Source organism: Coleofasciculus sp. (genome assembly GCF_046565525.1).
Classification (GTDB): domain Bacteria; phylum Cyanobacteriota; class Cyanobacteriia; order Cyanobacteriales; family Coleofasciculaceae; genus Coleofasciculus.
In genome coordinates this window covers 26956-51513 of record NZ_JBKHUP010000060.1, presented here as the reverse complement: position 1 = coordinate 51513, position 24558 = coordinate 26956, and the positions used below count along the sequence as shown (strand labels likewise).

Genomic DNA, 24558 nt, shown 5'->3' with positions numbered 1-24558 from the left:
TCAATATCGCTGATGCCTACTATCAATTGGGTAGAATCTACCAGGAATGGGGCAAATATGACGATGCGATCGCACATTACCAACAAAGCATTGAACTCTATGAGCAATTAGACAAACAGCAGAATGTCGCTAATCAGTGGTACTGGCTAGGTGATTGCTATCGAAACTGGGGACAGTATGAGAAAGCAATAGAGTGTCAACAAAAGTGTTTAGCGATTTGCCAGCAGCTAGATGACCAACTCCATATCGCTAATGCCTACTATCAATTGGGTAGAATCTATCAGGAATGGGGCAAATATGATGACGCGATCGCACATCACCAACAAAGCATTGAACTCTTGGAGCAATTAGACAAACATAAGGATATCGCTGATATGTGGTACTGGCTAGCTGATTGCTATCGAGACTGGGGACAGTATGAAAAAGCCATAGAGTGTGAACAAAAGGATTTAGCGATTCGCCAGCAGCTAGATGACCAAAGCAGAATCGCTTTAGCCTACTATCAGTTGGGTAGAATATATCAGGATTGGGGCAAATATGAGGACGCGATCGCACATCACAACCAAAGCCGTGATTTATACCAGCAAATCGGTCACAATGAACGCATAGCTAGAAGTTACAGACACATTGGCAAAACCCAACGCCTCCTCGCCCAAAATACTCCTGACACAACCGCAGCCCTCACCCTCCTCAGCCAAGCGGAAGAAAACATCCGCCAAGCCATACAAATTAATACCAAAAACGACTACAAAAAGAACCTGGGGTATGATTACACCGCCCTCGCCCTCGTCTACGCTGAACGCTTCCATCAACTCCCGGCGGACGATTCTAACTTATCAGAACAAATCAGCCAATTTCAAACAAACTACGCCATCGGCTTAACCCACTTCCGTCAACTCGGACAAACGATTGATAGTGCAGAAGAAACCCTGGATATCGCCCGCGCTTACTTACGAATTGACGCGATAAAATGGACAGGATGCACCGAATATAGAGACGAAACATCGCATATTTTGGAACCCCTGAACCAAGGGGAAATCCTCACCCGCGCCGCCCTGGAAACATTCCAAGCGTATAATCGTGGTAAACTGCAAGCCGCCGCACAGCAACTCCTAGAGGAAATTCACCAGCGAATTTAGTTTGTAGTTGCGCTGTCTTCGCCATAAACGTCCCATCGCCAACCCCCAATTGAATTAGTAGTAAGGGCTTTATCACTTAATTTTGTTGGGTTTTCTAGGTCAACCCAACCTACAACTCGATCAGGTCACGATAGTATCGTGCCCCTACCAAATCATACCAAATCCGGGTTAGCCACCCCCTTTATAATCCAGTCCGCGCAGGCGGACTTTGTTTGTGTAGCTGCGACTTCTAGTCGCCGGGGCAAAAAGGGGGTTTCTTGGGTAGGGAACATTGCCATGCCCTATTATCTTATTATCTAAATAGAGTTTGAATAACTATTATTAGAAAAACATCAATGTCTAAATCTCAGCAAAATCCTATCCTTCATACAGCCCAGCCTAGTGCTGAATTTTACTCAATTTTCTCAGACACCGAAATCTTAGATATTATTCAAACATTAGCCACCCGACGGGAAATAGGCTTAAAATATTCCTACAAAGGTCAAGGCGCAACTATCTGGGATAAATTTTATCTCAACTATTTGCGTCCGCGCTGGTATCGACCCGCTAATCGGGAAATTGACCTGTTAAGAGCTAATTTTGAAGTCATCACCCGCAAAATTAAAGCCGTCAACACCGTTAATCTTATCGATGTCGGCGCGGGTAATTCCTATCCCGTTAAAGATTTTATCCGTCGGCTGAATCGCTTGGGCAGAATCAATCGATATATCGCCTTAGACATTAGCGAAGACTTACTCAAGGTATCCCAGCAAAATATTAAAAAATGGTTTCCTAACATTGAGTTTATTGGCGACACGATTGATATAGAAAATAATTCATTGTCCCAAACCTTGTCAAACCATCAGATTAATCTAAAAACTGACGACACCGCCCAAATTATATTACATTTAGGCGTAACTATGGGCAATCATTACAATAGAACGGAAGTCCTGAAAAATTTTAGAGATAGCATGGGCAAGCATGATGTCCTGGTATTCACCAACGAAATTGGTTCTAACTCGCAATGGGATGGAACAGTCAGAGGGGGGTTAAAGTATCATGTGGATCAAGTCTATGCTTGGGTGAAAACTGCGATGGGTATTCAAGCTGAAGATTGTGAACTGGTGCGAAAGTATGAGCATAAAACCGATAGTATTGTGGCGACGATTAAATTTCGTCAGAACTATCGGATAAATTTCCGGTTAATGGGAGGGGATAGGAGTATTGAAATGGCTGAAGGGGAAGAGATTACGATTTGGAGACAGCATAAGTTTGAAATTTCTGAACTGGTGCAAGAAATAGAACAGGCTGGACTCCGACTTGTTCACTGCAAGACTGACCAATATTTATCGAATATTATGGTAATTTGTGAAAATGAGCAATAGCTCCCTGGAAGTCACAGCTACACAAAAAAAGTCTACCTGCACGGACTAGATTATAAAGAGAGAAATAAATCTGGATAGGGACAAATGACCAAGGAAGAATAACGAAGGACAAAAAACGAATGAAAAATCGCCAAAATGCTAAATTTTTCTACCAACTGGCTAAATTACTCAATTCTGGTATAAATCTACAGCAAAGCTTAACCATAGTGGGAAATGATTTAAACCCAGCGGTTAAACGCTATTTACAAAAAGTCAGTCTCGCCGTAGGTTCGGGTCAAGATTTCGCCACCGCCTTAACCTGTGAACGCGGTTATTTTAACCGTTGGACGATTAGCTTAATCCGTTTAGCTGAATATAGCGGTTCTCTCCCCCAAACCTGTCAAATGCTCGCCCAAGACGCTGAAACGCAAGGGAGACAAGAAGGATTATATGGGTCGGTAAAACGTTCAGCTATGGCGACAATTTGGGGATTTTTGGTGTTAACGGCGGCTATTTTTAACCCCAATCCAACCGGAATTATTAAACCAGAATTCTGGTTAAGAGGGTTAGCGATCGCGCTGCTATTATGGGTGATGATCGTCCTGGTATCTCGCTTTTCTAGTCCCTTGTGGCTGCAACTGGTGAGGCGGCTACCTATTTTCGGCAAAATTGTGCAGGCGCGATCGCTCCTCTATCTAGCTAAGTTACGATTACCGTTAAGTTGTGGGGTATCTCTCCTCACCGCCTTGGATTTACTGCGAGAGCATATCCCAGATACGGTAATGAAAGCCAAACTCTCCTGGGCTACGCGGCGCGTCCGCATGGGTCAACCTTTGAGTCAGAGTCTCCAGGGTAAATTACCCCCTACAGCGCTACAGATGATTAGCACCGGGGAAGAAAGCGGAACCTTAGATCAGACGCTGGAAACCTTAGCCCAACACTATGACAGCGAGTTGGAACAACGACTGCGATCGCTACAAGTTAGTTTACGACTTTTAAGCCTGGTGGTGATGGGAAGTTTGGTGGCGGTGGTGGGTGTGCGAGGGATATCTGTGTTGCTGGATTCATTACCGGATTAACGCAGAGGTACGCAGAGGGAAGCGCAGAGGTACGCAGAGGGTTTCGGGGGATTGGTGGAAAGGCGCGATCGCATAAGCTACTGTAGATCTCAGTTCTTGCACCATTGGCTTCGGTGGGAAGGATACCTATCCGACAATAAATTAAATGAAGGGATTATGTATATTAATGAAATTGGAATGATTAATATCCGCTCAATTAAAAATTTATATTGGAAGATAAGTTTAGAACATTGTGCGGGGTGGCATGTAGTTATTGGCGACAATGGTTCAGGTAAGTCAACTTTCTTACGTGCTATTGCATTAGCTTTGTTTGGTCCAAGTAATGCTATTGCGCTTCGGCTAAATTGGAATGAGTGGTTAAACAAAAATGAAGACTATGGAGACAATGAAAATCCTGGAGAAATTTATGTCCATTTATTGTATGATAGCCGTTTTGACAAAATACCTGGAGGGTATAAATCGATTGGATTCCACGGTTTTCCTGTTTTGCTTCAATTTATCAAGAGCAAAAATGATGTCAAAATAGACGCTCCAGAAGTAGACGGGTATAATCCTAGACGAGGTTTATGGGGAAAAAGAGCTTGCTGGTTTTCGGCTGGGTTTGGGCCCTTTCGACGCTTCAGGGGTGGGGATAAAGATTATGATAAGCTTTTCTACTCTAATCCTAAATTAGCAGCACACTTATCGTTGTTTGGTGAAGATGTGGCTCTAACTGAATGTTTACAGTGGCTGCAAGAGTTACAATTCAAGAAACTCGAAGGTGATCCAGAAGGAAACCTGATTGATTCAGTGAAAGAGTTTGTCAATCAAAGTGAATTTCTGCCGCATCAAGCGCGTCTGGAACAGGTTTCCTCTAAAGGTGTTGAATTTGTTGATGGCAATGGTTGTCGATTGCCAGTTGAGGAACTGAGTGATGGGTATCGCTCAATTTTAAGCCTAACCTTTGAACTGATTCGCCAACTTACTAGAGTTTATGGCTATAAATCTATTTTTGATCCCAATGACAAAACAAAAATTATTCCTCCTGGTGTTGTCCTCATCGATGAAATTGATGCTCACCTTCATCCTACCTGGCAACGGCGAATCGGGATTTGGTTTCGAGAACATTTTCCCAATCTTCAATTTATTGTCACAACCCATAGTCCTCTAATTTGCCAAGCCGCAACCGTGGGAACAGTCTGGCGTTTACCTAAACCAGGTAGTAATGAATCAGGGGGTATGGTAAGGGGGAAAGATTTAGATCGCTTACTTTATGGTAATGTCTTAGATGCTTATGGGACAGAAGCATTTGGTGCAGATGTGACCCGATCAGACGAATCAAAAAAGCGGTTACAACGGTTAGCTGAATTGAATCGGAAAGAACTACACGAAGAACTGAGTGAAGATGAGCGAAATGAGCAAGAAAAACTGCGGGTAATGATGCCAACTTCACCCCATAAAGTCGGCTAATGAGATGCTCATGGGATTAAACAATATCCCTGAAATTTAATTGAGAAGCTTTCATTCATTTAAATTGGGTATTAGCAGCGAGCAAGATGCTCGCACTACATACAATGATTTCGCCATTATTGATATTAAGGTTTAAATGCGGAACAGATTATGAGAAAATTTTCCCATTATATCGGCGTGGCACACCGACGTGCGCCCATAAAACCCGCGCTCTAATCCTAAGTGTAACAAAATAGTATAAGTCAAGAATGATACGGCTCCCCCATCGAAATTTACCTAAAAATGCTCAAAATCAATTAAATACCTGGCAAAATGAAATTAACGGTCTAAAAGATTACGCCGAAAGAGTTGATCGGGGAAAAAAAGCATTTGCCAGACGTAACAAACTAACAAATCCTACCTTTCGCAAAGTGCGTCAAACTTTAACCCAAATGTGCTGTGCCGCTCGTCGCTGTGGTTACTGTGAAGATTCTGTCGCTGATGAAGTGGAGCATATTAAACCCAAGGATCTATATCCTGAAGCCGTTTTTGTCTGGGAAAATTATTTATATGCTTGCGGTCAATGTAATGGCGGCAAAAATAATAAGTACGCTGTTTTCTCTGATACAACGGGTCAAGTTAAGGAAGTTGCGCTAAGACGGGGCGAACCCATGGTTGAGCCAGAACAGGGAGAGCCAGTACTTATCGATCCGCGAAAGGAAGAATACCTTATGCACAATCTGAGCAAAGATGCGGGGGGGCGGGGGTGCAGAGGTGCAGAGGTGCAGGGGTGCAGGGGTGCAGGGGAGATGAGGAATAATTTCTCCAATCCCAATGAACCATCAACCAAAAAAAAAGTATAATCCGCCTCAGCCATGAGATAGGCTGTATCTGGACAGACGTAGCACCGTGATGACCAGCGCTTACATCCTGATCGTGGCAATATTACTGTTGGGAGGAGTCCTCGCCACCTTAGGCGATCGCATTGGTACGAAAGTCGGCAAAGCGCGGCTGAGTTTATTTAACTTACGTCCTCGCAAAACGGCGACGGTGGTCACGATTATGACCGGATGTTTGATTTCTGCCTCAACTTTGGGTATTCTATTCGGTTTGAGTGAATCCCTGCGGGAAGGGGTCTTTCAACTGGATAACATCCTGCGACAACTTAGACATGCGCGTCGGGATGTGGAAACTCTAAATGCCCAGAAACAGCAAGTAGAGAACGAACTCGCTCAAACCAGAGCCGAGCAAGCCAAAGTGCAACAGCGTCTGAATGAACTCAACAGCAATTTTCAGCAGGCTCAAGCTCAACTGCGAGATATCTCGAAACAGGCAAATAATCTACGTTCAGAAATTCAGTCGCTCTTGGCTGAACGTCAGCAGTTAATTGAGCAACGAAATCAACTTAATGCAGAAATTAGTCAGCTTAAAGAGTTAGTGGCTCAACGGGATCAGGAACTGGAGGAAACTAGCCAGCAACTGGCGCTAAAAAACCAGCAACTCCAGCAGAGAAATCAACAACTGACGCTAAAAAACCAGCAACTCCAGCAGAGAAATCAACAACTGACAGAAAAAGAGAAGGAACTCGCCCAAAAAGATAAAGTTATTGAAACCATTGCTGAACGACAAGCTCGTCTCCAAGAGGCGATCGCACAACGGGAAGCCCGTCTTCAAGAACTGCAAGCCGAACTCCAAGAGGCGATCGCACAACGGGAAGTTCGCTTGGCTCAACTGGAACAGGAACTTGCCCAACGGGAACTCCTCATCGCCCAACGCAACCAACAACTACAAGATCAAGAACAACAACTGGCGTTTTTAGAAGGGCGAGTTGATATTCTGGAGCAGTATTATCAGAACTATCAAGCCCTACGTCAGGGCAATGTGGCAATTTTGCGTGGTCAAGTGCTGGCATTTGGCGTGGTGCGTATTGTTGAACCCTCAGCCGCATCTGAGGCGGTTGATCAACTCCTGCGGGAAGCCAATCGAACCGCCACTGACATTATTTTGCCGGGATCTGAGGAACCAAACGAACCCCTGATTCAAATTACTCAAGCCCAAGCTGAACAGTTAATCGAGCAAATTCAAGATGGTGAAGACTATGTGGTGCGAATTCTCTCCGCTGGAAACTATGTGGTTGGGGAAAAACCCATTCAAGCCTTTGCTGATGCAGCGCTCAATCAAGTGGTGTTTGAACCAGGGGAGGTGTTAGCCGCAATTTCTGTCGATGCTTCAACCCTGACGAATAAAGCGGTGCAACAGCGCATTGACCAATTACTCGCCGCCTCTCAGTTTCGCGCCCGTCGGGCTGGAGTCCTCGGTCCGATTCAAGTTGCAGATGGTGATCCTTCTACCCTGATTCGCTTTATTGAACAGTTGGGGGAATCTGAGCAACCTCTGGCGGTGAGAGCTATTGCCCAAGACCAAACCTCTACAGCAGGACCGTTGAAAATGCAGTTAGTCGCGATTCAGAATGGACAGATCCTGTTTAGCACTTAAGTTCAATGCTTATGACTGGCATGCTGGTGGGCGATGCCCACCCTACAGCTCCCAGGCATTCCTTGTCTCTACTGATGCATTTTGCCATCTGGCAAAACAGCGCCTGTGAGTATGGCAGCTTTAAAGTTAGCTCCCATGACAATTGCCCCCCGTAGATCAGCAACCATCAAAATTGCCTTGGATACATCAGCGCGAATCAAACAGGCTTGACTGAGATCAGCGCCCCTCATATCCGCCCCTTGCAAGATTGCCCCAATTAAATCTGCATTCTTTAAGCTTGCCCAATGTAAAATAGCTTGGTGCAGCATCGCGCCGTGTAAATCGGCTTGATAAAGACAGGCTTGGGCAAGATTGGCAAACATCAAGCTTGCTTCCCGCAGGTGCGCTCCCGTCAAATTAGCCCGTTTTAAGTTGCATTCAATCAACGTGGCTCTGACTAACTCAGCCGCTGTTAAATTGGCATCGTTCAGTTCAGCTTTGCTTAAATTAGCGACGCTTAAGTTGGCTTGACTCAGATTGGCTTCGCTCAGGTTCGCTCCTTTCAAACTAGCGCCACTGAGATTAGCACCGCTCAAGTCGCTGTGTCTCAGATTCGCTCCATTGAGAATTGCTTCAGTCAGATAGGCTCCCCGGAGTTCAACTCCCTCAAAATCTCGCTCTCCGGCAGCATAACCCTTTAGCAATTCAGCAGCATCCATAAAAATTCCCAGGTCTTAGCCTCTCGCTAACGTCCTAATTCATCAGTGATTTGAGGCAGTTGCACCTGGTCGTGATGGGATTATCCTTGATTTACCCCCTATGAATAGAGTAATCAGGATAACTCCCCTTAGTAATGATACGCACCCAAGTTAGATACTATATCGTATTTTTGACGCATCTCTCATATAATTTAATCTTTGTCAACTAGAAGATAAAAATAAGTTGAAGCCGCCACTCTTTACCCTGACGAATGAGTTCGACTTGCCGAATAAATTCTCGAAAATAAAATCGGCGCTCAGATTCCGATAAATCTGACCAGAATTGGGGAATGGATACGGTTTGTGCGATCGCGCCTAAATTCACAGGGGGCAGGGAGGCAAGCTGGGAAAGGAGTTGAGACTGTTCCGTGCGGAGTTTATAGGCGCGGATCTGGGCGGTTTCGGTATCCAGGATACCGGTTGCGGTTAAGTGGTTAAGCTGGTCTAATACCGCTTTTTGCTCAGTAATCTGGCTGATTAGAGATTTTTTGACATCATCCAAGTTGGGCAGGTTCATCCCGGCTACGGCACGAGGTAACTCTTGACAAATAGTTTGAATTGTGGTTACTAAAACCTGTTGATAGGGAATCCCACGGCATTTAGGGCGCTTGGGACAGTTAACCGGACGCAGGTAAACATATTCCCAGTTCTGGCGGGGGCGAGTGACGCTGGTGACACTCATCTGAGATTGACACTCACCACAGACGACTAAACCGGCTAAGGAACGGGGGGCGCTGGCTGTTCGAGACGGGAGACGACGGTTGCGACGCAGCAGACGGTCAATTTGGGCGGCTTCTTCGCGGTTGAGAATCGGGCTATGGGTGTCACAGAGAACTTCTCCGTTGCGATAGGCGAGATCACCCCGATAGACGGGGCTGGTTAGCCAACGTTTACCTGTTGCCACTGAGATTTTTTTACTATACTTTTTTTCCAGATACCGCACCGCACCGCGTAATGAGCCGTACAGCAGAAATTGGTCAAAAAAATCTTTGACTAAAGGGGCGGTACTGCGATCCAAAATATAGCGGTCTTTGCCCCGTCGATAGCCGTAGGGGGCTTTTCCCGGTGGAGGTAAGGCGTTGAGACGATTACGGGCATGTCCTTGACGCAGGCGGCGAGAACTGGCTTCTTGCTGGACTTCACTGAGAAGTTTGAGTAAGTTTGTTTGGGAGTTGGTGTCATGGGAGGAGTAGGATTGTTCAGTCGCTATGACAATGACACCTAGGGCTTGGATTTGAGTGAGGCGATCGCTCACTTGTGTAATAGAATCGCCCAGTTCCTCTAAACGGCGGATCAGCAAATAATCAGCCGATTCAGTTTGACAATCAGCGATGAGTTGTCGCCACTGTTGACGCCCACCTAAATCTTGATAGACGTGATCCACCTCCCAACCCCAGATCACTGGATCAGGAGGAGATTCTAAGAGGGGATCGCTGTAGAGGTAGGCGAAGATTCGCATTTTACTTGACTTAGTTCAATAATGTTACCATCGGGGTCTTGAGTGAATAAAGCCGCACGACCAGACGCGCTCATTTGGATCGGGCAGTTATTTGCTAATAGGTTCGTTTTGGCGTCATCTAAGCTAGCCACCGAGAAGGCGACGTGAGGATTGCGTCCCCATTTTTTCGGGTTTTGCCGGTGAGTTGAAAGCGTAGTGTCAACGATGAGGTGGAGTTGAACATCGCCAATCTGATACCAGACACCTGCATATTTTAGCGATCGCTCGACTTTCGATAACCCTAAAATGTTGCCATAAAAGTTTTCGGCGTCCTCCAGGTTAGAGACGAGAATGGCTGTATGAAGACATTGGGTAATTTCCATGGCGAGTTAGCTGTTGAATGCGATTCTAGCTTTCATTGTGCCGGATAGATGGGTGGATGCCATTGTGTCAATAAAGCAATATCGAGTCCTGAAAGGAGTTCAGAACGTGAAATCTGTTCATATTCATGCTCCCGTAGCGAATACAAAGACAATTGATCTTTTTCGATGTCTGGCAATGTAGTCATAATAGATTAGAATTGTAGGGGCGCACCGACGTGCGCCCTTTACTAACCTGCGCCCAGAAAACTGGTTGGGTGAGGTTATGTCAATTCTATGGTGTAAAATCATCAGGTATAATCGCACCTCTGAGATCTGTACTCTCAAGCTGAGTATCTGTCAGGTTTGCCGCCGTTAAGTCAGCATTTCGTAAGTAAGCGCCCCTAAGATCTGCATCAATCAAATTCGCCTCTGTCAAATTGGCATTTTCTAAATTAGCACTTTGCAAATTCGCCCCTTGGAGGTTAGCTTCACTCAGATTAGCCTCTCTCAAATCAACTGTTCTCAGATCCATTTTCCTCAAATCAGCGCCACTCAAATTACATCCAGCACATGCACCCGTTTGCTGCAATTGCTGTACTGCGGCTTGAGAATTTCCCAACGGTACAGGATTGGTAATCCGAGACGCGATCGCGAAACCTGTACCGATCACCGCCAATACCCCCAGTTTCAATACCAACATTGGCGTAATTCCAGACTGGAGTAACTGAAACTGATCCGAAGTTTGCGAATTCCTCACCACATCAATCGGTAACAATTCCGCCAGCGCCGTCGCCGCATTAGGGAAGCGATCGCTCAATTTAGGGGCGACCATTTTATCCAGCCAGGTGATAAACTGAGGATTCAAACCCGATACCACAGATCTATAGTTAATTCGACAGTCCTCATCCATTAAATTGCCAATATCAGCGGATTTCGTCTGAGTTAGTAAACAAATCAACGTTACCCCTAAACCATATAAATCAGACGCTTCCGTGAGTTGACGATTAAACATCTGTTCCGGTGGCATAAATCCTAACGTCCCCTTCACCACACTACTCGCCGCCAAATCATCACCAAAAGCACGCGCTAAACCAAAATCGACTAAATAAACTTTAATCTGGGGGGAACGCTCGACTAAAATATTTTCCGGCTTAATATCTCGATGGATAATCGGCGGAACTTGCTGTTGTAGGTAAACCAACACCTCCAAGAGTGCGATCGCAATTTGTTTAACGTCCTCTGGGGTAAAGGATTGGGGAACGGCTAAAGAGGGGGCTTGCTTGTATTCCTGAATTAAGCAAAAGCCATCAGGAGTTTCAAACGCATCCAGGTACTGAGGGATACTGGGACAATCCAATTGTTGCAGCAGGGTAATTTCCCGTTCATGCGCCTCAAAATCTGACCAATTCGCACCCGTTTTGGCAAATTGAAATTGTTTAATCACCACAGGTTGTTCTGTGGAGTGATGAGTGGCTAAATACGTTACTCGTCCACTACTACGGTTGTGTCCCAGTTCCCGCTGAATCTGATAGCCTTGCTGGGAAAATTCTGGAAAATTGTTATTGGAGTTTTGAATAATAGAATTCATTGCCATAATCAATTTCTTTCTTAGGTTTTGATAAAAGTCGGGTCAGATTGAAGTTTGAAGGGAAGTATATCACCTTTAATTCTCGTGTAGGGGCGCAAGGCTTGCGCCCTTACAATTTACCTCATCAGACGGTAAATGGCTATAATTAGAGCTAAAATATTAGCAAAATCAGTCCGTTTGAGTCGAGGGCGACCCGATATTATTGAGTGGATTCCAATTGTTAGTTTGTGCAGCTGGTCGCCCATACAAGCATTCCAATTTTTGATTTAGGCTAGCGGCTCATTTACTTGTTTCCTCCACCCCACCCATTCAGCCGATTGTCTCTACAGCGATTTTGCCTGCTTCACTAACCGAACAAACTCAGCTCTGTATCCATCTAAATCTGCTCCCTGAGATTGACTAGCAAGCTGCAAAACGTGATCAAAATTTCCATTACCTTTGTACTGAGACTTTCTCAATACCATACCAAATTCAGCAACAGATGCCGAGAATTTAAAGTTATCCGAGGCTTGTGCTAAGGTTAATCCCTGATCCAACACGGGTGAGATAATCAGTTGAGATGTATCCTGATCCGGCTGCTTATACCGTAACTTCACCTGCATTAAGTCATTCCCCGAAAACGACATCGATTCATCGGTTTTCTGTTGAGAGGTGACGAGATCAACATCCGATAACGGCACATCACTCTTCACTCCCAGGGGAATAATTTCATAGAGGGCGGTAACGGAATGACCAGCGCCTAATTCACCCGCGTCTTTTTTATCATCCTGAAACGCTTCGTTTTGCAGCCGCCGATTTTCATAACCAATCAGCCGATACCCTTGGACTTTTTCCGGGTTAAATCCTACCTGAATTTTCACATCCTTGGCAATAGTAAGTAAGGTTCCGCCGACTTCATTAACCAGGACTTTATTCGCTTCCAGGATATTGTCGATGTAAGCATAATTGCCATTGCCTTTATTGGCAATTTTTTCCATCTTGGCATCTTGGAGATTGCCTGTGCCAAATCCTAGCACGGTAAGGAAAATGTCTTGCTCTCGTTTCTCTTCAATCAGGCTGACTAATTCTTCATCGCTAGAAATACCGACATTGAAATCCCCATCTGTGGCGAGAATGACACGGTTATTACCCGATTCGATAAAATTCTCTTGAGCCAGTTTATACGCTAGCTTAATTCCCTCACCTCCAGCCGTTGAACCCCCAGCTTCGAGTTTATCAATAGCTGCTAGTATGGTGTCTTTTTGGTTTCCAGGTGTTGGTGGTAGTACTGTCCCCGCCGCCCCCGCATAGACAACGATACTAACCTGATCTTCATCTCGCAATTGGTCAACGAGTAACCGTAATGATTCTTTAAGTAAGGGGAGTTTATTGGCGTCCGACATGGAACCGGAAACATCTAACAAAAAGACCAGATTACTGGCAGGTAAATTTTCAGTGGAAATGCTTTTCCCCTGCAAGCCAATGTGAACTAATTTGTGTTTCGGATTCCAAGGTGCTTCGGCAACTTCTGTAGTGATAGAAAAGGGTTTATTGGCTTCCGGTTGCGGATAATCGTAAGTAAAATAGTTAATTAATTCTTCAAGCCGCACCGCATCGGGTGGTGGAAGCTGACCCTCATTGATAAAGCGCCGCACGTTACTATAAGAGGCGGCATCGACATCAATGGAGAAGGTAGAGAGGGGATTACTGCTAGCGTTTAAAAAGGGATTTTCCGGGATAGAACTGTAGGTTTCTCGGTTAGATTCTTCGGGAACTTGAGGATTAAGGGTATCGGCTTGCGGTGCTAATTTAGTTTCTGGGGGAGGAACTACCTCTGGCGAGACTTGAATTTGAGCCTGGTTGCTAAGAGATTCAGATGTAGAATATCCTCCATCCTCCCCTTCGCAAGCAACAGTAAGCGCTCCCAATATAGCGGCTAGTCCTAAAGTTGCGATCGCTCTATGCATAGTTTTCATGATTTCCCCTTACAACTGATATTTATTCGGTTGGATAAAAAACTTAATTGCTAACTATTAGTTTCTGTAACTCCCTAGTTTTACTATCGGTGTTTGTGATTTGATGCCGTGGTTGCCAAAACTGTAACGGTAGTATTGAATTAGAAGCGAAGCCTATCTCGTTCTAATATCAATAGGATCGTTGCGTCAGTTTGGCTTTCTAGAAGGATTACAGCTCTTAATTATGTAGCATATCCTATTTATCTCTCACCGCTTCCCTACTTATGCAAGTTAGTCAAGTGTCCTAGAATACCGATTCACTTACAAGGGGATTGGACGAAGGGTAGTAAAGCTTGCGATCGCGTCAGAGTTGGGATGTCTCTTTTGATTACCCTTAACCGCAATTACAGCGCTTTTGCTAGTAAGCGAGGTACACAGATCCCCGACTTCTTTAAGAAGTCGGGGATCTTGCTTAGATAGACTGTACTTCATTCACAGGACAAATGGCGTAGCTTGCTTCTCAAGGGAGCGAGTATGACAAAGGACGAATCACTTATTCGCTGTACTAGCCGACGGTAGCGAATGACCCGCATTCGGATCGAAGGAAGGAAATGGTGCAGTTCCACCTAAATATGTGGGTAAAATTCCATCCCATTTCTTAATCATTTCCTCTTGCAATTCTAACTCCCGCAAACGAATCGTTAAAGGTGAAACCGTTGAGGCTTTAATCCGAGAGGCTTCGGCTTCTCCCCTCGCTTCGGCAATTTTTCGCTTGGATTCGGCTTCGGCAACTTCAAGTTGTGCTTTGGCGGCTACGGCTTGCTGTTCAGCTTGGAAACGAGCCGTTATTTGGGCTTCAATGGACTCATCAAATCGAGGCTTACTGACAAAACCTATCGAATCAAACGTAACACCAACCGGACTAAATTTATTGTTCAAACAAGTTTGGACATCTTTGAGTAATTGTGCCTGCTTGTTTCCCACAATTTCTTCAGGTTTCAAGCCAGTGGCTGACTCGTTGAAGCAATTACGGGTTTCGCTGCGAACTAAGGTGGCTTTAAACTGTTCCGGCTCTTTCAGATACTTCCCGTAAAAGTCTTTAATTTTCTGGGTGTTGAAAAAATACGACAGGGAGACATCAGCATTAACTGTTGTACCACCAACACCAAAGCTGATGCTTTCATCAACTGGAGAGCCTTCTTCCGTTGAAGCCGTTAAGATATAATACTGAACGTGGTCTGGAAAAACGACAATTTCTTCAGTGTAGCCATTATACCAAACCTTACCTGTACTAATCGTCGCATTTTGTACTCCACGATTTTCACCATAAAGCTCGACTTTGAGTCCGACATAGCCAGCAGGTATCCGCTTGACACTGGTTCCAGGAACAGCACCACAACCTGATGCAATAATTGCTAAAGCAACCGTTATTCCAGTAAGTAGGGAGATAATCAATTCTGGTATGAGAATGAAGTAACAGCGGCTAGCCCGTCTTCTTTAACAACCAAAAACAATGTTTGATTTAATTCTTATCCCAATTATCTCTACTCAGTCATACACAACGAAGGTATGTGTATGAACACTCACAAGTCGGTATTGCATCCACAGACGTGTATCGGTAGAAGTCACGCGAAAAAAATAGGGGCAATTCATGAATTGCTCCTACAGATGGTGATTTAATGGTAAGGCAAGGTTTTCTTCGCGCCTTTGTAACAGAAGTTGTCAATCTACAGGCTGATTAATTCGTCTTACTCGCACAGGGATTTTCTTTCCCCGCACAGGGATTTTCTTTCCCCGCACAAGGATTCTCTTTCCCCGCACAAGGATTTTCTTTCCCCGCACAAGGATTCTCTTTCCCCGCACAAGGATTCGCTTGAGTTTCAGTCGCACCTTCAGGCTTGGGTTTGGCGGCACAGGGGTTCCCACAGCCCGTTGCTAACCCCAGACTTAGAATAGAGGCAATGGTGAGTGTGGCAATGTAGTTAACTTTCATTCTCTTCTGGCTTCTGTGATACAAGGATGGCTACGTCATCGCCCGGAAGTTTGCCGGGGCTTAGGTAATACTTAAGCCTAAGAAGCTTAAGTTATCCTTAGAAACAGCTTGGGATTTGCTGAGACTGTGGTCAAAGATGGCTTATTAGATTAGGGGAGGTTCAGGACAAACCTCGATTTTCTCAGGAAAAACTCAGGTTTTCTCTGAATTAATTTGTCAAAATTGACAGTATGGTGAAACCTGAACAAAACATAATTGCCGCTGATTATACTCTAGTTGTAAAATAAATGATGGAAAGTAGCGATTGGTTAGTAACAGATAATGGAGACTGTCTAGGCTGTAAGGTTCAGGAGAGTGAAACATCTACAGGGTACTATCGACTTTATCGCTTTCTAACCGATGTAGAAGATATTCTGGAAACTATCAAGGATGATCGCCAACGCCTAGAAAAAATTCGCCCGTTAGTCCGCCGTTTACTGACAAGTTCCGATTGGCTACAAGGTGAATATCGCGAACCCAATCCCGATACAGGGTGGTCTGTCCTGATGCTTTATGATGAGCCAAAATTCCCCTTAACCGTACAGACTGTAGTTTGGTTACCTGGACGAGTCTCTCCGATTCATAATCATGCCGCTTGGGGAGTTGTAGCATTGATCAGTGGTGAAGAAAAAAATACATTTTGGCGACGGACTAGGGATTCAGAAGGTCGCGATCGCATCGAAAAGGGAGGTGAACAGGTTCTAGTTCCTGGCGATATTATCAGCTTTATGCCGGATGCGATTCACCATGTAGAAGCGATGGGAGAGGAACCGACAATTACCTTTAATCTTTATGGAGAAACAGATTATCAGCAGCGATTTGAGTTCGATTCGATTACTCACACGGCGAAAAACTTCTAATCTTCCTTGTGACGTGGCACACCTAAAATGGTGGAATAGATTTGACAGTTAAATCGGGCGTAAGCCATATATAAGTCCAGGTACTTAGTAGGGACACGGCATTGCCGTCCCCCTACAGATAACTTTTGCTATACAATATACGTTCTCTAAAATTTGGCAGGTGATTACCGATAAAACCGCCAAGTTCTACTGATGTCGCGTTTAGGGAGGATTTCTGGATTTACCCTATCCACACAAGGACAGGAGTTCCGAGCAAGAGATAAGTTTTAATAATTATTGATGTTAGCGTTTATCTTTGAAGTTAATGAGTCAGAGGACTTAAAAAGACGCGCCATGGCTCGTCTCTACAGGAAAACCGCTAACTGAGGTGACTGAATCGATGTTCCCCCAGTTGCTGTGAGCAGAATTTAGAGGTTATCGCTGTGTTTGATTCCCCGACAAGTTTAATTGTGGCAGAACCGAAAGCAACCTATCAATCCGGTGGTGATCAGAATCGCTGGGTGGAGACGCTGGTGGATTGTCCGGGACTCGAAGGACTGTTGACGTACCGCATCCCAGCTGATGTGTCCGTTAAACCGGGGGATATTCTGACAGTTCCATTGAATAGCCAACAGGTGGGTGCAATAGCGATTCGCTTACTGGCTTCTCCCCCTGCGGATGTGCCATTGGCGAAAATCCGGGAGGTGGAGGATGTGATCGGTACGGGGTTTTTTGAGAACTCCTATTGGCGAGTATTGGAACGAGTGGCGCAGTATTATTGCACACCTCTGATATCTGTGGTTCGGGGGGCGTTACCGCCGGGATTGTTGATGCGATCGCAACGGCGAGTTCGTTTGCATCGAGAGGCGGTTCCTGATGGTGCAGATACGTTTGTCGGTCGAACAGCGCGTCAGATTTTGACACTCCTAGACGCCCAACCGGAAGGGGATTACAGTGTCGCGTATCTACAACGCCAGGTGAAAGGGGCGCGGCGCGGGGTGAAGGAGTTACTCAAACGAGGCTGGGTGGAAAGTTATTTGAAACCGCCCCAACCTTCACGCCCCAAACTAAAGAAAGCTGTCACCCTAGTCGCAGATCGCTTTGACGCCGATTTAACCGAACGACAACGGGAAGTGCTAGATGTACTGCGGCGTCGGGGTGGGGATATGTGGCTGAATGAGTTGTTGAAAGTCTGTCATGCCACGTCTTCTATTGTCAACAAACTGGCAGAAAAAGGGTATGTTGTGGTTGAACACCGGGAAGTTCTCCGGACACTAGATCAGCCGAATGTGGCAGATGATCGCCCCAAAGTGTTGACAGAGGCACAAACTCATGCATTAAAAACGATTCAGGGTTTAGATGAGTATAACCAAGTGCTATTGCATGGGGTAACGGGTTCCGGGAAAACCGAGGTTTATCTGCAAGCGATCGCGCCGTTGTTAAGGGCGGGAAAATCTGCCCTGGTGTTAGTTCCAGAGATCGGTCTAACGCCTCAACTTACCGACCGATTTCGCGCCCGCTTTGGCAAAAAAGTGAATGTGTATCACAGTGGGTTATCTGATGGTGAACGTTATGATACCTGGCGACAAGTCTTAAGTGGAGAACCCCAGGTCGTTATCGGGACGCGATCGGCAGTTTTTGTCCCCTTACCCAAATTGGGTCTAATTATATTAGATGAAGAACACGACTCCAGTTTCAAGCAAGACAGTCTTTCTCCTACCTATCATGCCCGTACCGTCGCCCAGTGGCGGGCGGAATTGGAAAATTGTCCTCTAGTTTTGGGTTCAGCGACTCCTTCATTAGAAACCTGGGTGTCTGTCAAGGGTCAACCCACCAATCTCGACCATAAAACCTATTACCTTTCCTTACCTGAACGCATCCAATCTCGCCCCTTACCCCCCGTGGAAATTGTGGATATGAGACAGGAGTTAAAGCAGGGGAATCGTTCAATTTTTAGCCGTTCTCTCCAAGCCGGGTTGCAGCAGTTGCAACAAAAGCAGCGACAGGGGATTTTATTTATTCCCCGTCGTGGACATAGTACCTTTGTCTCCTGTCGCAGTTGCGGCTATGTGATGGAATGCCCAGACTGTGATGTTTCCCTGTCCTATCATTATGCTTATGAAGGGGCGAATCAACTCTTGCGGTGTCACTATTGCAACTATACAACCGCCCATCCTAGTAATTGTCCCGAATGTGGTTCACCGTACCTCAAGTTTTTTGGTAGTGGTACTCAACGGGTAGAACAGGAGTTGGCGAAGGCGTTTCCCGATTTACGGGTGATTCGCTTTGATAGTGATACCACCCGCACCAAGGGGGCGCATCGAACCTTGTTAACTCGTTTTGCCAATGGGGAAGCGGACTTATTAGTCGGGACGCAAATGTTGACCAAGGGGTTAGATTTAGCGGGAGTAACTTTAGTCGGGGTCGTTGCTGCTGATGGATTATTACACTTATCCGATTATCGGGCAGCAGAACGGGCATTTCAAACCTTAACCCAAGTCGCAGGGCGGGCGGGGCGGGGGGATGAACCAGGTCAGGTGATTGTCCAGACTTATTCGCCTCAGCATCCGGTGATTCAGGCGGTGCAAACTCATGGGTATGAGGTGTTTACCGAGGCGGAATTGGTACAACGGGAATCGTTGAATTATCCTCCCTATGGGCATTTGATTTTGTTGCGGTTGAGTGGGTTAGAGGAGATGGTGGTTGAGAAGGCGGCGGAGACGTTAGCGGATTGGTTGAGTCAGGCGGGTTCCGGGTATGAGATATTAGGACCGGCGCCTGCGGGGATTATGCGAATCGCCCGTCGTTATCGCTGGCAGATTTTACTCAAGTTTCCCCCAGGGGTGGCGGTAGGATTACCGGATGTGGCGGCGTTGCAGGGGATTTGTCCGCCAGATGTGAGTTTGACGATTGATGTTGATCCGCTGAATATGATGTAAGGGGTCATTTGTCTTTTCGCCCTGCATCAGGTATGGGGAATTAACGTCTCTACAATCTCAATACCGCTTGGTTTTCTGTACCCCGTAAATAACTCCTGTAGCAATCGACAGTAAAATTAATAACCACAAAATACCTCCGGGAATAAAGCTGAGGATTCCGAAACCGCGCAAAATATAAACCACAAACGTAACGGCTACAGAAATGGAAAAAATATAAGCATAAATTAGGGTATCCGATGGGGGAAGTGGACTCATAAGATGTCAGGGTTTATTCTAGATGAGTAACTTTATAGAGCCAAAGGCAGAAGGCAGAAAGTTTATGATTGGTACATAGTCATTTCAGCCATCAAGAAAGTCCTAACCTTTATGACGACAGCTATCAAGGAGTCGGACAAAATTAAAGATGATGGCTAAGGTTGGGAAACAGGAAACTCTTAACCGGGAATACCCAATTTAAATGCACATCAGCTAATCCACTCAGAACATCAAAATTTACCGCCTGATACTAATACCGCTGAGGATACCGATACCAATGGAAAAAAGAACGATCGCCCAGACAACAGCCGAGGGAATTTGCTTAATTACACCAACTCCCGTGAGTAGCAAAACAAACGCGGCGAGTAAAAGACCCACACCCAGGGAAATGCCAACAATATACAAAAAGGTTTTTGTGCCTTCATTTGGGGATTGATTCACAATCGAGTTCCTTGAGATTGAGATAACGACAGAATTACCGGACTTATTTTTGCATAGAATGGCACAATCCCCCTAAAGTGGGGGATTAACCTGTCCTAGATTCCCTGGCTGTCGAGGAATTAATTTGATTGCGTCGTCAACAACTCCGCAGGTAAGCGCTTGAATGTCAGCCGTTCGTTCTCCACATCCACAAAGATGGTATCACCGTCGCTGAACTGACCCCGGAGGATGGCTTTGGCAAGTTGGGTTTCTAATTCCCGTTGAATCGCCCGCTTCAGGGGACGTGCGCCGTACACCGGATCATACCCCACTTCGGCTAAGTAATCGATCGCCTCTTCCGATAGCTTCAGCGACATTTGCCGTTCGGCGAGGCGTTTCTCCAGTAGGTGAGTTTGTAGGGAAACGATATGGCGTAACTGGTGTTTTTGCAGGGCGTGGAAGATAATCACTTCGTCAATCCGGTTCAAGAACTCCGGACGGAAGCTAGTCCGCATCGCATCCATCACCCGCCCCCGCATTTCGTCATAGTGGGTATCATCGCCCGCTAAGTCGAGAATGTACTGCGATCCAATATTGCTGGTCATGATAATTACGGTGTTCTTGAAGTCTACCGTATGTCCTTGAGCATCGGTGACCCGACCATCATCAAGGATTTGCAGCATGATGTTAAATACATCATTATGCGCCTTCTCGATTTCGTCGAACAGAATTACCGCATAAGGGCGTCGCCGAATTGATTCAGTTAACTGACCCCCTTCTTCATAGCCAATATATCCTGGAGGCGCACCAATCAGGCGAGAGACGGCGTGTTTTTCCATGTATTCGGACATATCAATCCGCACCAAGGCGTCTTCGGTGTCGAAGAGATAGGCGGCGAGGGCTTTTGCTAATTCGGTTTTACCCACACCCGTCGGACCTAGGAAAATGAAGCTAGCGGTGGGACGATTGGGGTCAGCTAACCCCGCCCGCGATCGCTGAATTGCATCGGCTACGGCGGTAACGGCTTCTTCTTGTCCGACGACTCGTTGATGGAGTTCCTCTTCGAGTTGCAGGAGTTTCTCTTTCTCGGATTCGACTAGCTTGCTGATCGGAATTCCTGTCCACTTGGAGATAATTTCAGCAATATCAGACTCGGTGACTTCTTCCCGTAACAGGGACTTACCACTGGTTTGGGTTTGGTTCAGATGTTGTTCAGCCCCTTGCAGCGATCGCTGTAACTCGGCGAGTTTCCCGTATTTGAGTTCAGCCGCCCGATTTAGGTTGTATTCCCGTTCGGCTTGGCTGATTTCCACGTTCACTCGGTCAATTTCTTCTTTAATCCCTTGAATCCGATCCAGAACGTCTTTTTCAGATTGCCATTGGGCGTTTAAGGTGCGTTGTTCTTCTTTCAGGTTTGCCAGTTCTTGTTCCAGGCGATCTAAGCGTTCCATGGAAGCCGGATCACTGTCTTTTTGCAGGGACAGTTTCTCCATTTCTAGTTGCAGGATTTTGCGATCGATTTCGTCAAGTTCTTCCGGTTTGGAGGTAATCTCCATTTTCAGGCGGGCGGCGGCTTCATCGACTAAATCAATGGCTTTATCCGGGAGGAAGCGATCGCTAATATAACGGGTGGATAGTGTCGCGGCTGCAACTAAGGCGCTATCGGAGATTTTAACCCCGTGGTGAACTTCGTAGCGTTCTTTTAACCCTCTGAGAATGGAGATCGTATCCACGACACTGGGTTGATCCACGAAGACTTGTTGGAAACGCCGTTCTAATGCGGCATCTTTTTCTAAATATTTGCGATACTCATCTAAGGTTGTCGCCCCAATACAGCGCAACTCCCCTCTAGCCAGCATGGGTTTGAGTAAATTCCCCGCATCCATCGATCCTTGTGTCGCCCCTGCACCGACAACGGTATGGATTTCATCAATAAACATGATGATTTGTCCCTTGGAGTCGGTAACTTCTTTGAGAACCGCTTTCAGGCGTTCTTCAAATTCTCCTCGGAACTTCGCCCCGGCGATTAACGCCCCCATATCTAGGGCGATTAATTTGCGATCCTTCAGGGATTGGGGGACATCTCCGGCGACAATACGCTGGGCTAATCCCTCTGCAATGGCAGTTTTACCCACTCCGGGTTCCCCAATCAAAACGGGGTTATTTTTGGTGCGGCGGGAGAGAATTTGAATTGTGCGGCGAATCTCATCATCTCGCCCAATCACCGGGTCAAGTTTACCGTCTCTAGCGGCTTCGGTTAAATCCCGTCCATATTTCTCTAGGGCTTCGTATTTGCCTTCTGGGTTTTGATCACTCACAGTTTGGTTCCCCCGAATTTGGGTAATCGTCGTTCTCAGCCTTTGTTCGTCTAGTTTAAATTCCTGAAATAGGCTTTTGCCAAAGCGATCGTCTTTGACATACGCTAACATTAGATGCTCTACGGAGATGTAGTCATCGTTAAATTCTTTACGGTAAGCATCAGCCCGATCTAACAAGGTATCCAGGCTACGCCCCATATAAATCGAGGAACTACTCCCAGAAACCTTGGGTTGACGCTGGATAAAGGCATCTGTGGCTTCCCGGATTCGCTGCACGGGGATTTGGGCTTTATTGAGAATGCTGATCGCCAGCCCCTCTTGTTCCAGCAGCGCTTTCATCAAATGTTCGCTTTCAATTTGTTGTTGCTGGGCGGCTTTAACGAGATCTGGGGTATGGGCGAGGGCTTCCCAGGCTTTTTCGGTAAACAGATTGGGATTATTGGGTTGCATAGTCAGTCGTTAACGTAGAGAATTTGTTTAACTGACCTTATTGTAAGAAGCGGGTGGCGATGGCTAGATCGGTGTTCACGGCTTTTTTACGGGGTATTTCACGACAGAATCGCTATGCTTGCGGATTTAAACGCTGGACATACTCCTGATGTTCTGCTGTCTGTATTCCCTGCTGCAACACTGCCAAAACTTCAGCTAAATTTCCCTCACGTAACGCATTCACTGCTAGCCATAATCCCGGAAAAACATTAGAGCGAATAATCCCGACTTCATCAGGTTCTAAGGAAACATATCTTCCCTCTTCTAAGCGAAACCAATCAATACGATTTTCATAACTTTGCCAGACAATATACTCTTGTACACCATTGCGACGATAGGCATTCAGTTTATCATTTAAATCATAAGAGGCACTGGAAGCCGCTACTTCTACAATTAACTCCGGTGCGCCTTCAATATAATCATCCGCAGTAATCCGAGAATTTCCTCCGACTTCCGGTTCAATTCGGAGTAAGGCATCGGGTTGCGGTTCATTAGTTTAATTCATATTTGATACGGAGCGCGATCGCGATCAAGTTTTGCCGATCGGTTGGGAAGAACCCTCCTCCTGCCAAGAAATCACCCTGACGTTGTCAAAGGTTTCAATCCACACCTTAGCTCCACATCTGGGACTATCGGGACGATAAACAACCCGGCATCCTCCCGGTATTTCTACCTCATGACCATAGACATTCGTCTTGCCCTTTTGAGTCCCCTGATCATGAGCCCCAATCCCCGACGCGGGGTCGCCCCACTTTTTTACCGTAATCACCGGCTGGCGTTGTTGGTATTTTTGATTCTGGCGAATTCTTTGTGAATTAACGTGAATGATTGTTTTCGCTGGCTTTCGGGGATTGCGCCAACGCGGAGCCGGACCTCTTTTCCCGCGCTTAATCAACGGTTTGCCATTAAACAGAGGCATTAACCACATCCTCCCGGTCTTGTAAGCTCCTTCCACTCTGCCCTGGAGCAGCAGGACTCGCAGTCGAGCCGTGGAGATATTTAAAATTTGAGCCGCTTGGGTTGTACTAACAATCATAGTAACTATAACGATAGCGTAATAGTTTTGCGTCAAGTAATTGTAAATAGTGTATCAGTCAAGTGTTGCTGCCTCCAATACTGCCAAGATTTTACCCAAATTGTCCAAGTTATACTCAACGGGAGAAATACTGACGGCTTTGCCATTGATCTGCAAGAATTTCCAGCGATCGCCTGTTGTTACTGCACCATAAACCACGTCACTCTGGTTGAATATCTGGGCGGCAATCATTGTGGCAAGACATTGCCCTAACCCGGACACAATACTCTCATTTTTGGCTTCGACAATCGTCAAAACGGGAGCCTTGATGTAATAGAATTCCTCCGATGCCGTGACAATAAAATCGCAGCGTCCCTTTAAGCCCAGTTCTTCGTTGACGTTGAAGGTTTTACCCGAAAATACGACGACATTTTTTCTCCGACGCAATTCGTTCAGGATGGGAGTGATAATGAGTTCTGACCTAGCTTTTTCAGTATTGGTGGCTAAGGCGAGCAGGACATTATCTTCCAAGTCTTGAACTAATCGAGGGCTGGGTTCAACGGGTTCTATGTTGGCTGTCCAATTGGTTCGTTCATCTAAAACTAACTCGAACATTTCCTGTACGATTGGCAGGGTGAACTGTTCGTAAGATGTGGGCTTATCGGTCATTAAACATACTCCTTCACTGATCAATCTACTACTCCAAG

At 46.0% G+C, this 24558-nt stretch carries 21 protein-coding genes and 1 pseudogene; 8 read left to right on the top strand and 14 right to left on the bottom strand.

Annotated elements, in window-relative coordinates:
* The 6 genes from ACLGGO_RS21070 to ACLGGO_RS21045 all read left to right on the top strand — a co-directional run.
* A partial coding sequence (locus tag ACLGGO_RS21070) for a tetratricopeptide repeat protein (RefSeq protein WP_446420780.1) occupies positions 1-1139 on the top strand: 1139 nt, incomplete at its 5' end.
* A gap of 335 nt (positions 1140-1474) precedes the next feature.
* Positions 1475-2503 (top strand): L-histidine N(alpha)-methyltransferase, encoded by a 1029-nt coding sequence (locus tag ACLGGO_RS21065; RefSeq protein WP_446420779.1) that lies wholly within the window; start codon positions 1475-1477, stop codon positions 2501-2503.
* Between the two features lie 119 nt (positions 2504-2622).
* Complete coding sequence (locus ACLGGO_RS21060) at positions 2623-3561, top strand: type II secretion system F family protein (RefSeq protein WP_446420778.1); 939 nt, start codon at positions 2623-2625, stop codon at positions 3559-3561.
* 156 nt (positions 3562-3717) lie between these two features.
* Complete coding sequence (locus ACLGGO_RS21055; protein ID WP_446420777.1) at positions 3718-5010, top strand: AAA family ATPase; 1293 nt, start codon at positions 3718-3720, stop codon at positions 5008-5010.
* A 248-nt stretch (positions 5011-5258) separates the two neighbouring features.
* Positions 5259-5852, top strand: a complete 594-nt coding sequence (locus ACLGGO_RS21050; protein ID WP_446420776.1) for an HNH endonuclease — start codon at positions 5259-5261, stop codon at positions 5850-5852.
* 49 nt (positions 5853-5901) lie between these two features.
* Complete coding sequence (locus ACLGGO_RS21045) at positions 5902-7485, top strand: DUF3084 domain-containing protein (protein ID WP_446338698.1); 1584 nt, start codon at positions 5902-5904, stop codon at positions 7483-7485.
* Positions 7486-7553: 68 nt separating this feature from the next.
* On the opposite strand, the gene ACLGGO_RS21040 is transcribed toward ACLGGO_RS21045, so the two are convergent.
* From ACLGGO_RS21040 to ACLGGO_RS21005, 8 genes are all read right to left on the bottom strand, one after another.
* Complete coding sequence (locus ACLGGO_RS21040; protein ID WP_446338669.1) at positions 7554-8183, bottom strand: pentapeptide repeat-containing protein; 630 nt, start codon at positions 8181-8183, stop codon at positions 7554-7556.
* Between the two features lie 205 nt (positions 8184-8388).
* The gene (locus ACLGGO_RS21035) at positions 8389-9681 is read right to left on the bottom strand and encodes a recombinase family protein (protein ID WP_446420775.1); all 1293 of its coding nucleotides are present in this window, start codon (positions 9679-9681) and stop codon (positions 8389-8391) included.
* Entirely contained in the window at positions 9642-10043 is a 402-nt protein-coding gene (locus tag ACLGGO_RS21030) for a VOC family protein (protein ID WP_446420774.1), read from the bottom strand. The genes ACLGGO_RS21035 and ACLGGO_RS21030 overlap by 40 nt, the downstream gene beginning before the upstream one ends.
* A gap of 32 nt (positions 10044-10075) precedes the next feature.
* Positions 10076-10228 (bottom strand): hypothetical protein, encoded by a 153-nt coding sequence (locus ACLGGO_RS21025; RefSeq protein WP_446420773.1) that lies wholly within the window; start codon positions 10226-10228, stop codon positions 10076-10078.
* Positions 10229-10314: 86 nt separating this feature from the next.
* On the bottom strand, positions 10315-11616 hold the full coding sequence (locus ACLGGO_RS21020; RefSeq protein ID WP_446420772.1) for a serine/threonine protein kinase: 1302 nt from the start codon (positions 11614-11616) through the stop codon (positions 10315-10317).
* A 317-nt stretch (positions 11617-11933) separates the two neighbouring features.
* Positions 11934-13565, bottom strand: coding sequence for a vWA domain-containing protein (locus ACLGGO_RS21015; protein WP_446420771.1), 1632 nt, complete (start codon positions 13563-13565; stop codon positions 11934-11936).
* A gap of 528 nt (positions 13566-14093) precedes the next feature.
* A complete protein-coding gene (locus ACLGGO_RS21010; RefSeq protein WP_446420770.1) occupies positions 14094-14999 on the bottom strand; it encodes an SPFH domain-containing protein in 906 nt (301 codons plus the stop codon).
* A 283-nt stretch (positions 15000-15282) separates the two neighbouring features.
* Positions 15283-15537, bottom strand: a complete 255-nt coding sequence (locus tag ACLGGO_RS21005) for a hypothetical protein (protein ID WP_446420769.1) — start codon at positions 15535-15537, stop codon at positions 15283-15285.
* Between the two features lie 290 nt (positions 15538-15827).
* On the opposite strand from ACLGGO_RS21005, the gene ACLGGO_RS21000 reads away from it, so the two are divergent.
* Positions 15828-16436: a cupin gene (locus ACLGGO_RS21000; RefSeq protein ID WP_446420781.1), complete on the top strand. Its 609-nt coding sequence runs from the start codon at positions 15828-15830 to the stop codon at positions 16434-16436.
* A gap of 422 nt (positions 16437-16858) precedes the next feature.
* A complete protein-coding gene (gene priA / locus ACLGGO_RS20995) occupies positions 16859-19354 on the top strand; it encodes a primosomal protein N' (protein WP_446420768.1) in 2496 nt (831 codons plus the stop codon).
* A gap of 57 nt (positions 19355-19411) precedes the next feature.
* On the opposite strand, the gene ACLGGO_RS20990 is transcribed toward priA, so the two are convergent.
* From ACLGGO_RS20990 to ACLGGO_RS20965, 6 genes and pseudogenes are all read right to left on the bottom strand, one after another.
* Positions 19412-19609 carry a hypothetical protein gene (locus tag ACLGGO_RS20990; protein WP_446338679.1) on the bottom strand — a complete coding sequence of 66 codons (198 nt, stop codon included), beginning with the start codon at positions 19607-19609 and terminating at the stop codon, positions 19412-19414.
* A 237-nt stretch (positions 19610-19846) separates the two neighbouring features.
* On the bottom strand, positions 19847-20050 hold the full coding sequence (locus ACLGGO_RS20985; protein ID WP_446338680.1) for a hypothetical protein: 204 nt from the start codon (positions 20048-20050) through the stop codon (positions 19847-19849).
* Between the two features lie 119 nt (positions 20051-20169).
* Positions 20170-22797, bottom strand: a complete 2628-nt coding sequence (gene clpB, locus ACLGGO_RS20980; RefSeq protein ID WP_446420767.1) for an ATP-dependent chaperone ClpB — start codon at positions 22795-22797, stop codon at positions 20170-20172.
* A 112-nt stretch (positions 22798-22909) separates the two neighbouring features.
* A pseudogene (locus tag ACLGGO_RS20975) lies at positions 22910-23329 on the bottom strand (Uma2 family endonuclease); the annotation flags it as partial.
* Positions 23330-23365: 36 nt separating this feature from the next.
* Positions 23366-23872 carry a DNA-binding protein gene (locus ACLGGO_RS20970; RefSeq protein WP_446362666.1) on the bottom strand — a complete coding sequence of 169 codons (507 nt, stop codon included), beginning with the start codon at positions 23870-23872 and terminating at the stop codon, positions 23366-23368.
* Between the two features lie 54 nt (positions 23873-23926).
* On the bottom strand, positions 23927-24520 hold the full coding sequence (locus ACLGGO_RS20965; RefSeq protein ID WP_446420766.1) for a hypothetical protein: 594 nt from the start codon (positions 24518-24520) through the stop codon (positions 23927-23929).
* Positions 24521-24558 lie beyond the last annotated feature (38 nt).

Excerpts from the sequence above, each read along its gene's own strand:
- ACLGGO_RS21035 (WP_446420775.1), bottom strand. The coding sequence starts at position 9,681 with ATGCGAATCTTCGCCTACCTCTACAGCGATCCCCTCTTAGAATCTCCT.
- ACLGGO_RS21015 (WP_446420771.1), bottom strand. The coding sequence starts at position 13,565 with ATGAAAACTATGCATAGAGCGATCGCAACTTTAGGACTAGCCGCTATA.
- clpB (WP_446420767.1), bottom strand. The coding sequence starts at position 22,797 with ATGCAACCCAATAATCCCAATCTGTTTACCGAAAAAGCCTGGGAAGCC.
- ACLGGO_RS20970 (WP_446362666.1), bottom strand. The coding sequence starts at position 23,872 with ATGATTGTTAGTACAACCCAAGCGGCTCAAATTTTAAATATCTCCACG.
- ACLGGO_RS21040 (WP_446338669.1), bottom strand. The coding sequence starts at position 8,183 with ATGGATGCTGCTGAATTGCTAAAGGGTTATGCTGCCGGAGAGCGAGAT.
- ACLGGO_RS21045 (WP_446338698.1), top strand. The coding sequence starts at position 5,902 with ATGACCAGCGCTTACATCCTGATCGTGGCAATATTACTGTTGGGAGGA.
- ACLGGO_RS20965 (WP_446420766.1), bottom strand. The coding sequence starts at position 24,520 with ATGACCGATAAGCCCACATCTTACGAACAGTTCACCCTGCCAATCGTA.
- ACLGGO_RS21030 (WP_446420774.1), bottom strand. The coding sequence starts at position 10,043 with ATGGAAATTACCCAATGTCTTCATACAGCCATTCTCGTCTCTAACCTG.
- ACLGGO_RS21020 (WP_446420772.1), bottom strand. The coding sequence starts at position 11,616 with ATGGCAATGAATTCTATTATTCAAAACTCCAATAACAATTTTCCAGAA.
- ACLGGO_RS21025 (WP_446420773.1), bottom strand. The coding sequence starts at position 10,228 with ATGACTACATTGCCAGACATCGAAAAAGATCAATTGTCTTTGTATTCG.
- ACLGGO_RS21060 (WP_446420778.1), top strand. The coding sequence starts at position 2,623 with ATGAAAAATCGCCAAAATGCTAAATTTTTCTACCAACTGGCTAAATTA.
- ACLGGO_RS21065 (WP_446420779.1), top strand. The coding sequence starts at position 1,475 with ATGTCTAAATCTCAGCAAAATCCTATCCTTCATACAGCCCAGCCTAGT.
- ACLGGO_RS21055 (WP_446420777.1), top strand. The coding sequence starts at position 3,718 with ATGTATATTAATGAAATTGGAATGATTAATATCCGCTCAATTAAAAAT.
- ACLGGO_RS21050 (WP_446420776.1), top strand. The coding sequence starts at position 5,259 with ATGATACGGCTCCCCCATCGAAATTTACCTAAAAATGCTCAAAATCAA.
- ACLGGO_RS21005 (WP_446420769.1), bottom strand. The coding sequence starts at position 15,537 with ATGAAAGTTAACTACATTGCCACACTCACCATTGCCTCTATTCTAAGT.
- ACLGGO_RS20990 (WP_446338679.1), bottom strand. The coding sequence starts at position 19,609 with ATGAGTCCACTTCCCCCATCGGATACCCTAATTTATGCTTATATTTTT.
- ACLGGO_RS21000 (WP_446420781.1), top strand. The coding sequence starts at position 15,828 with ATGGAAAGTAGCGATTGGTTAGTAACAGATAATGGAGACTGTCTAGGC.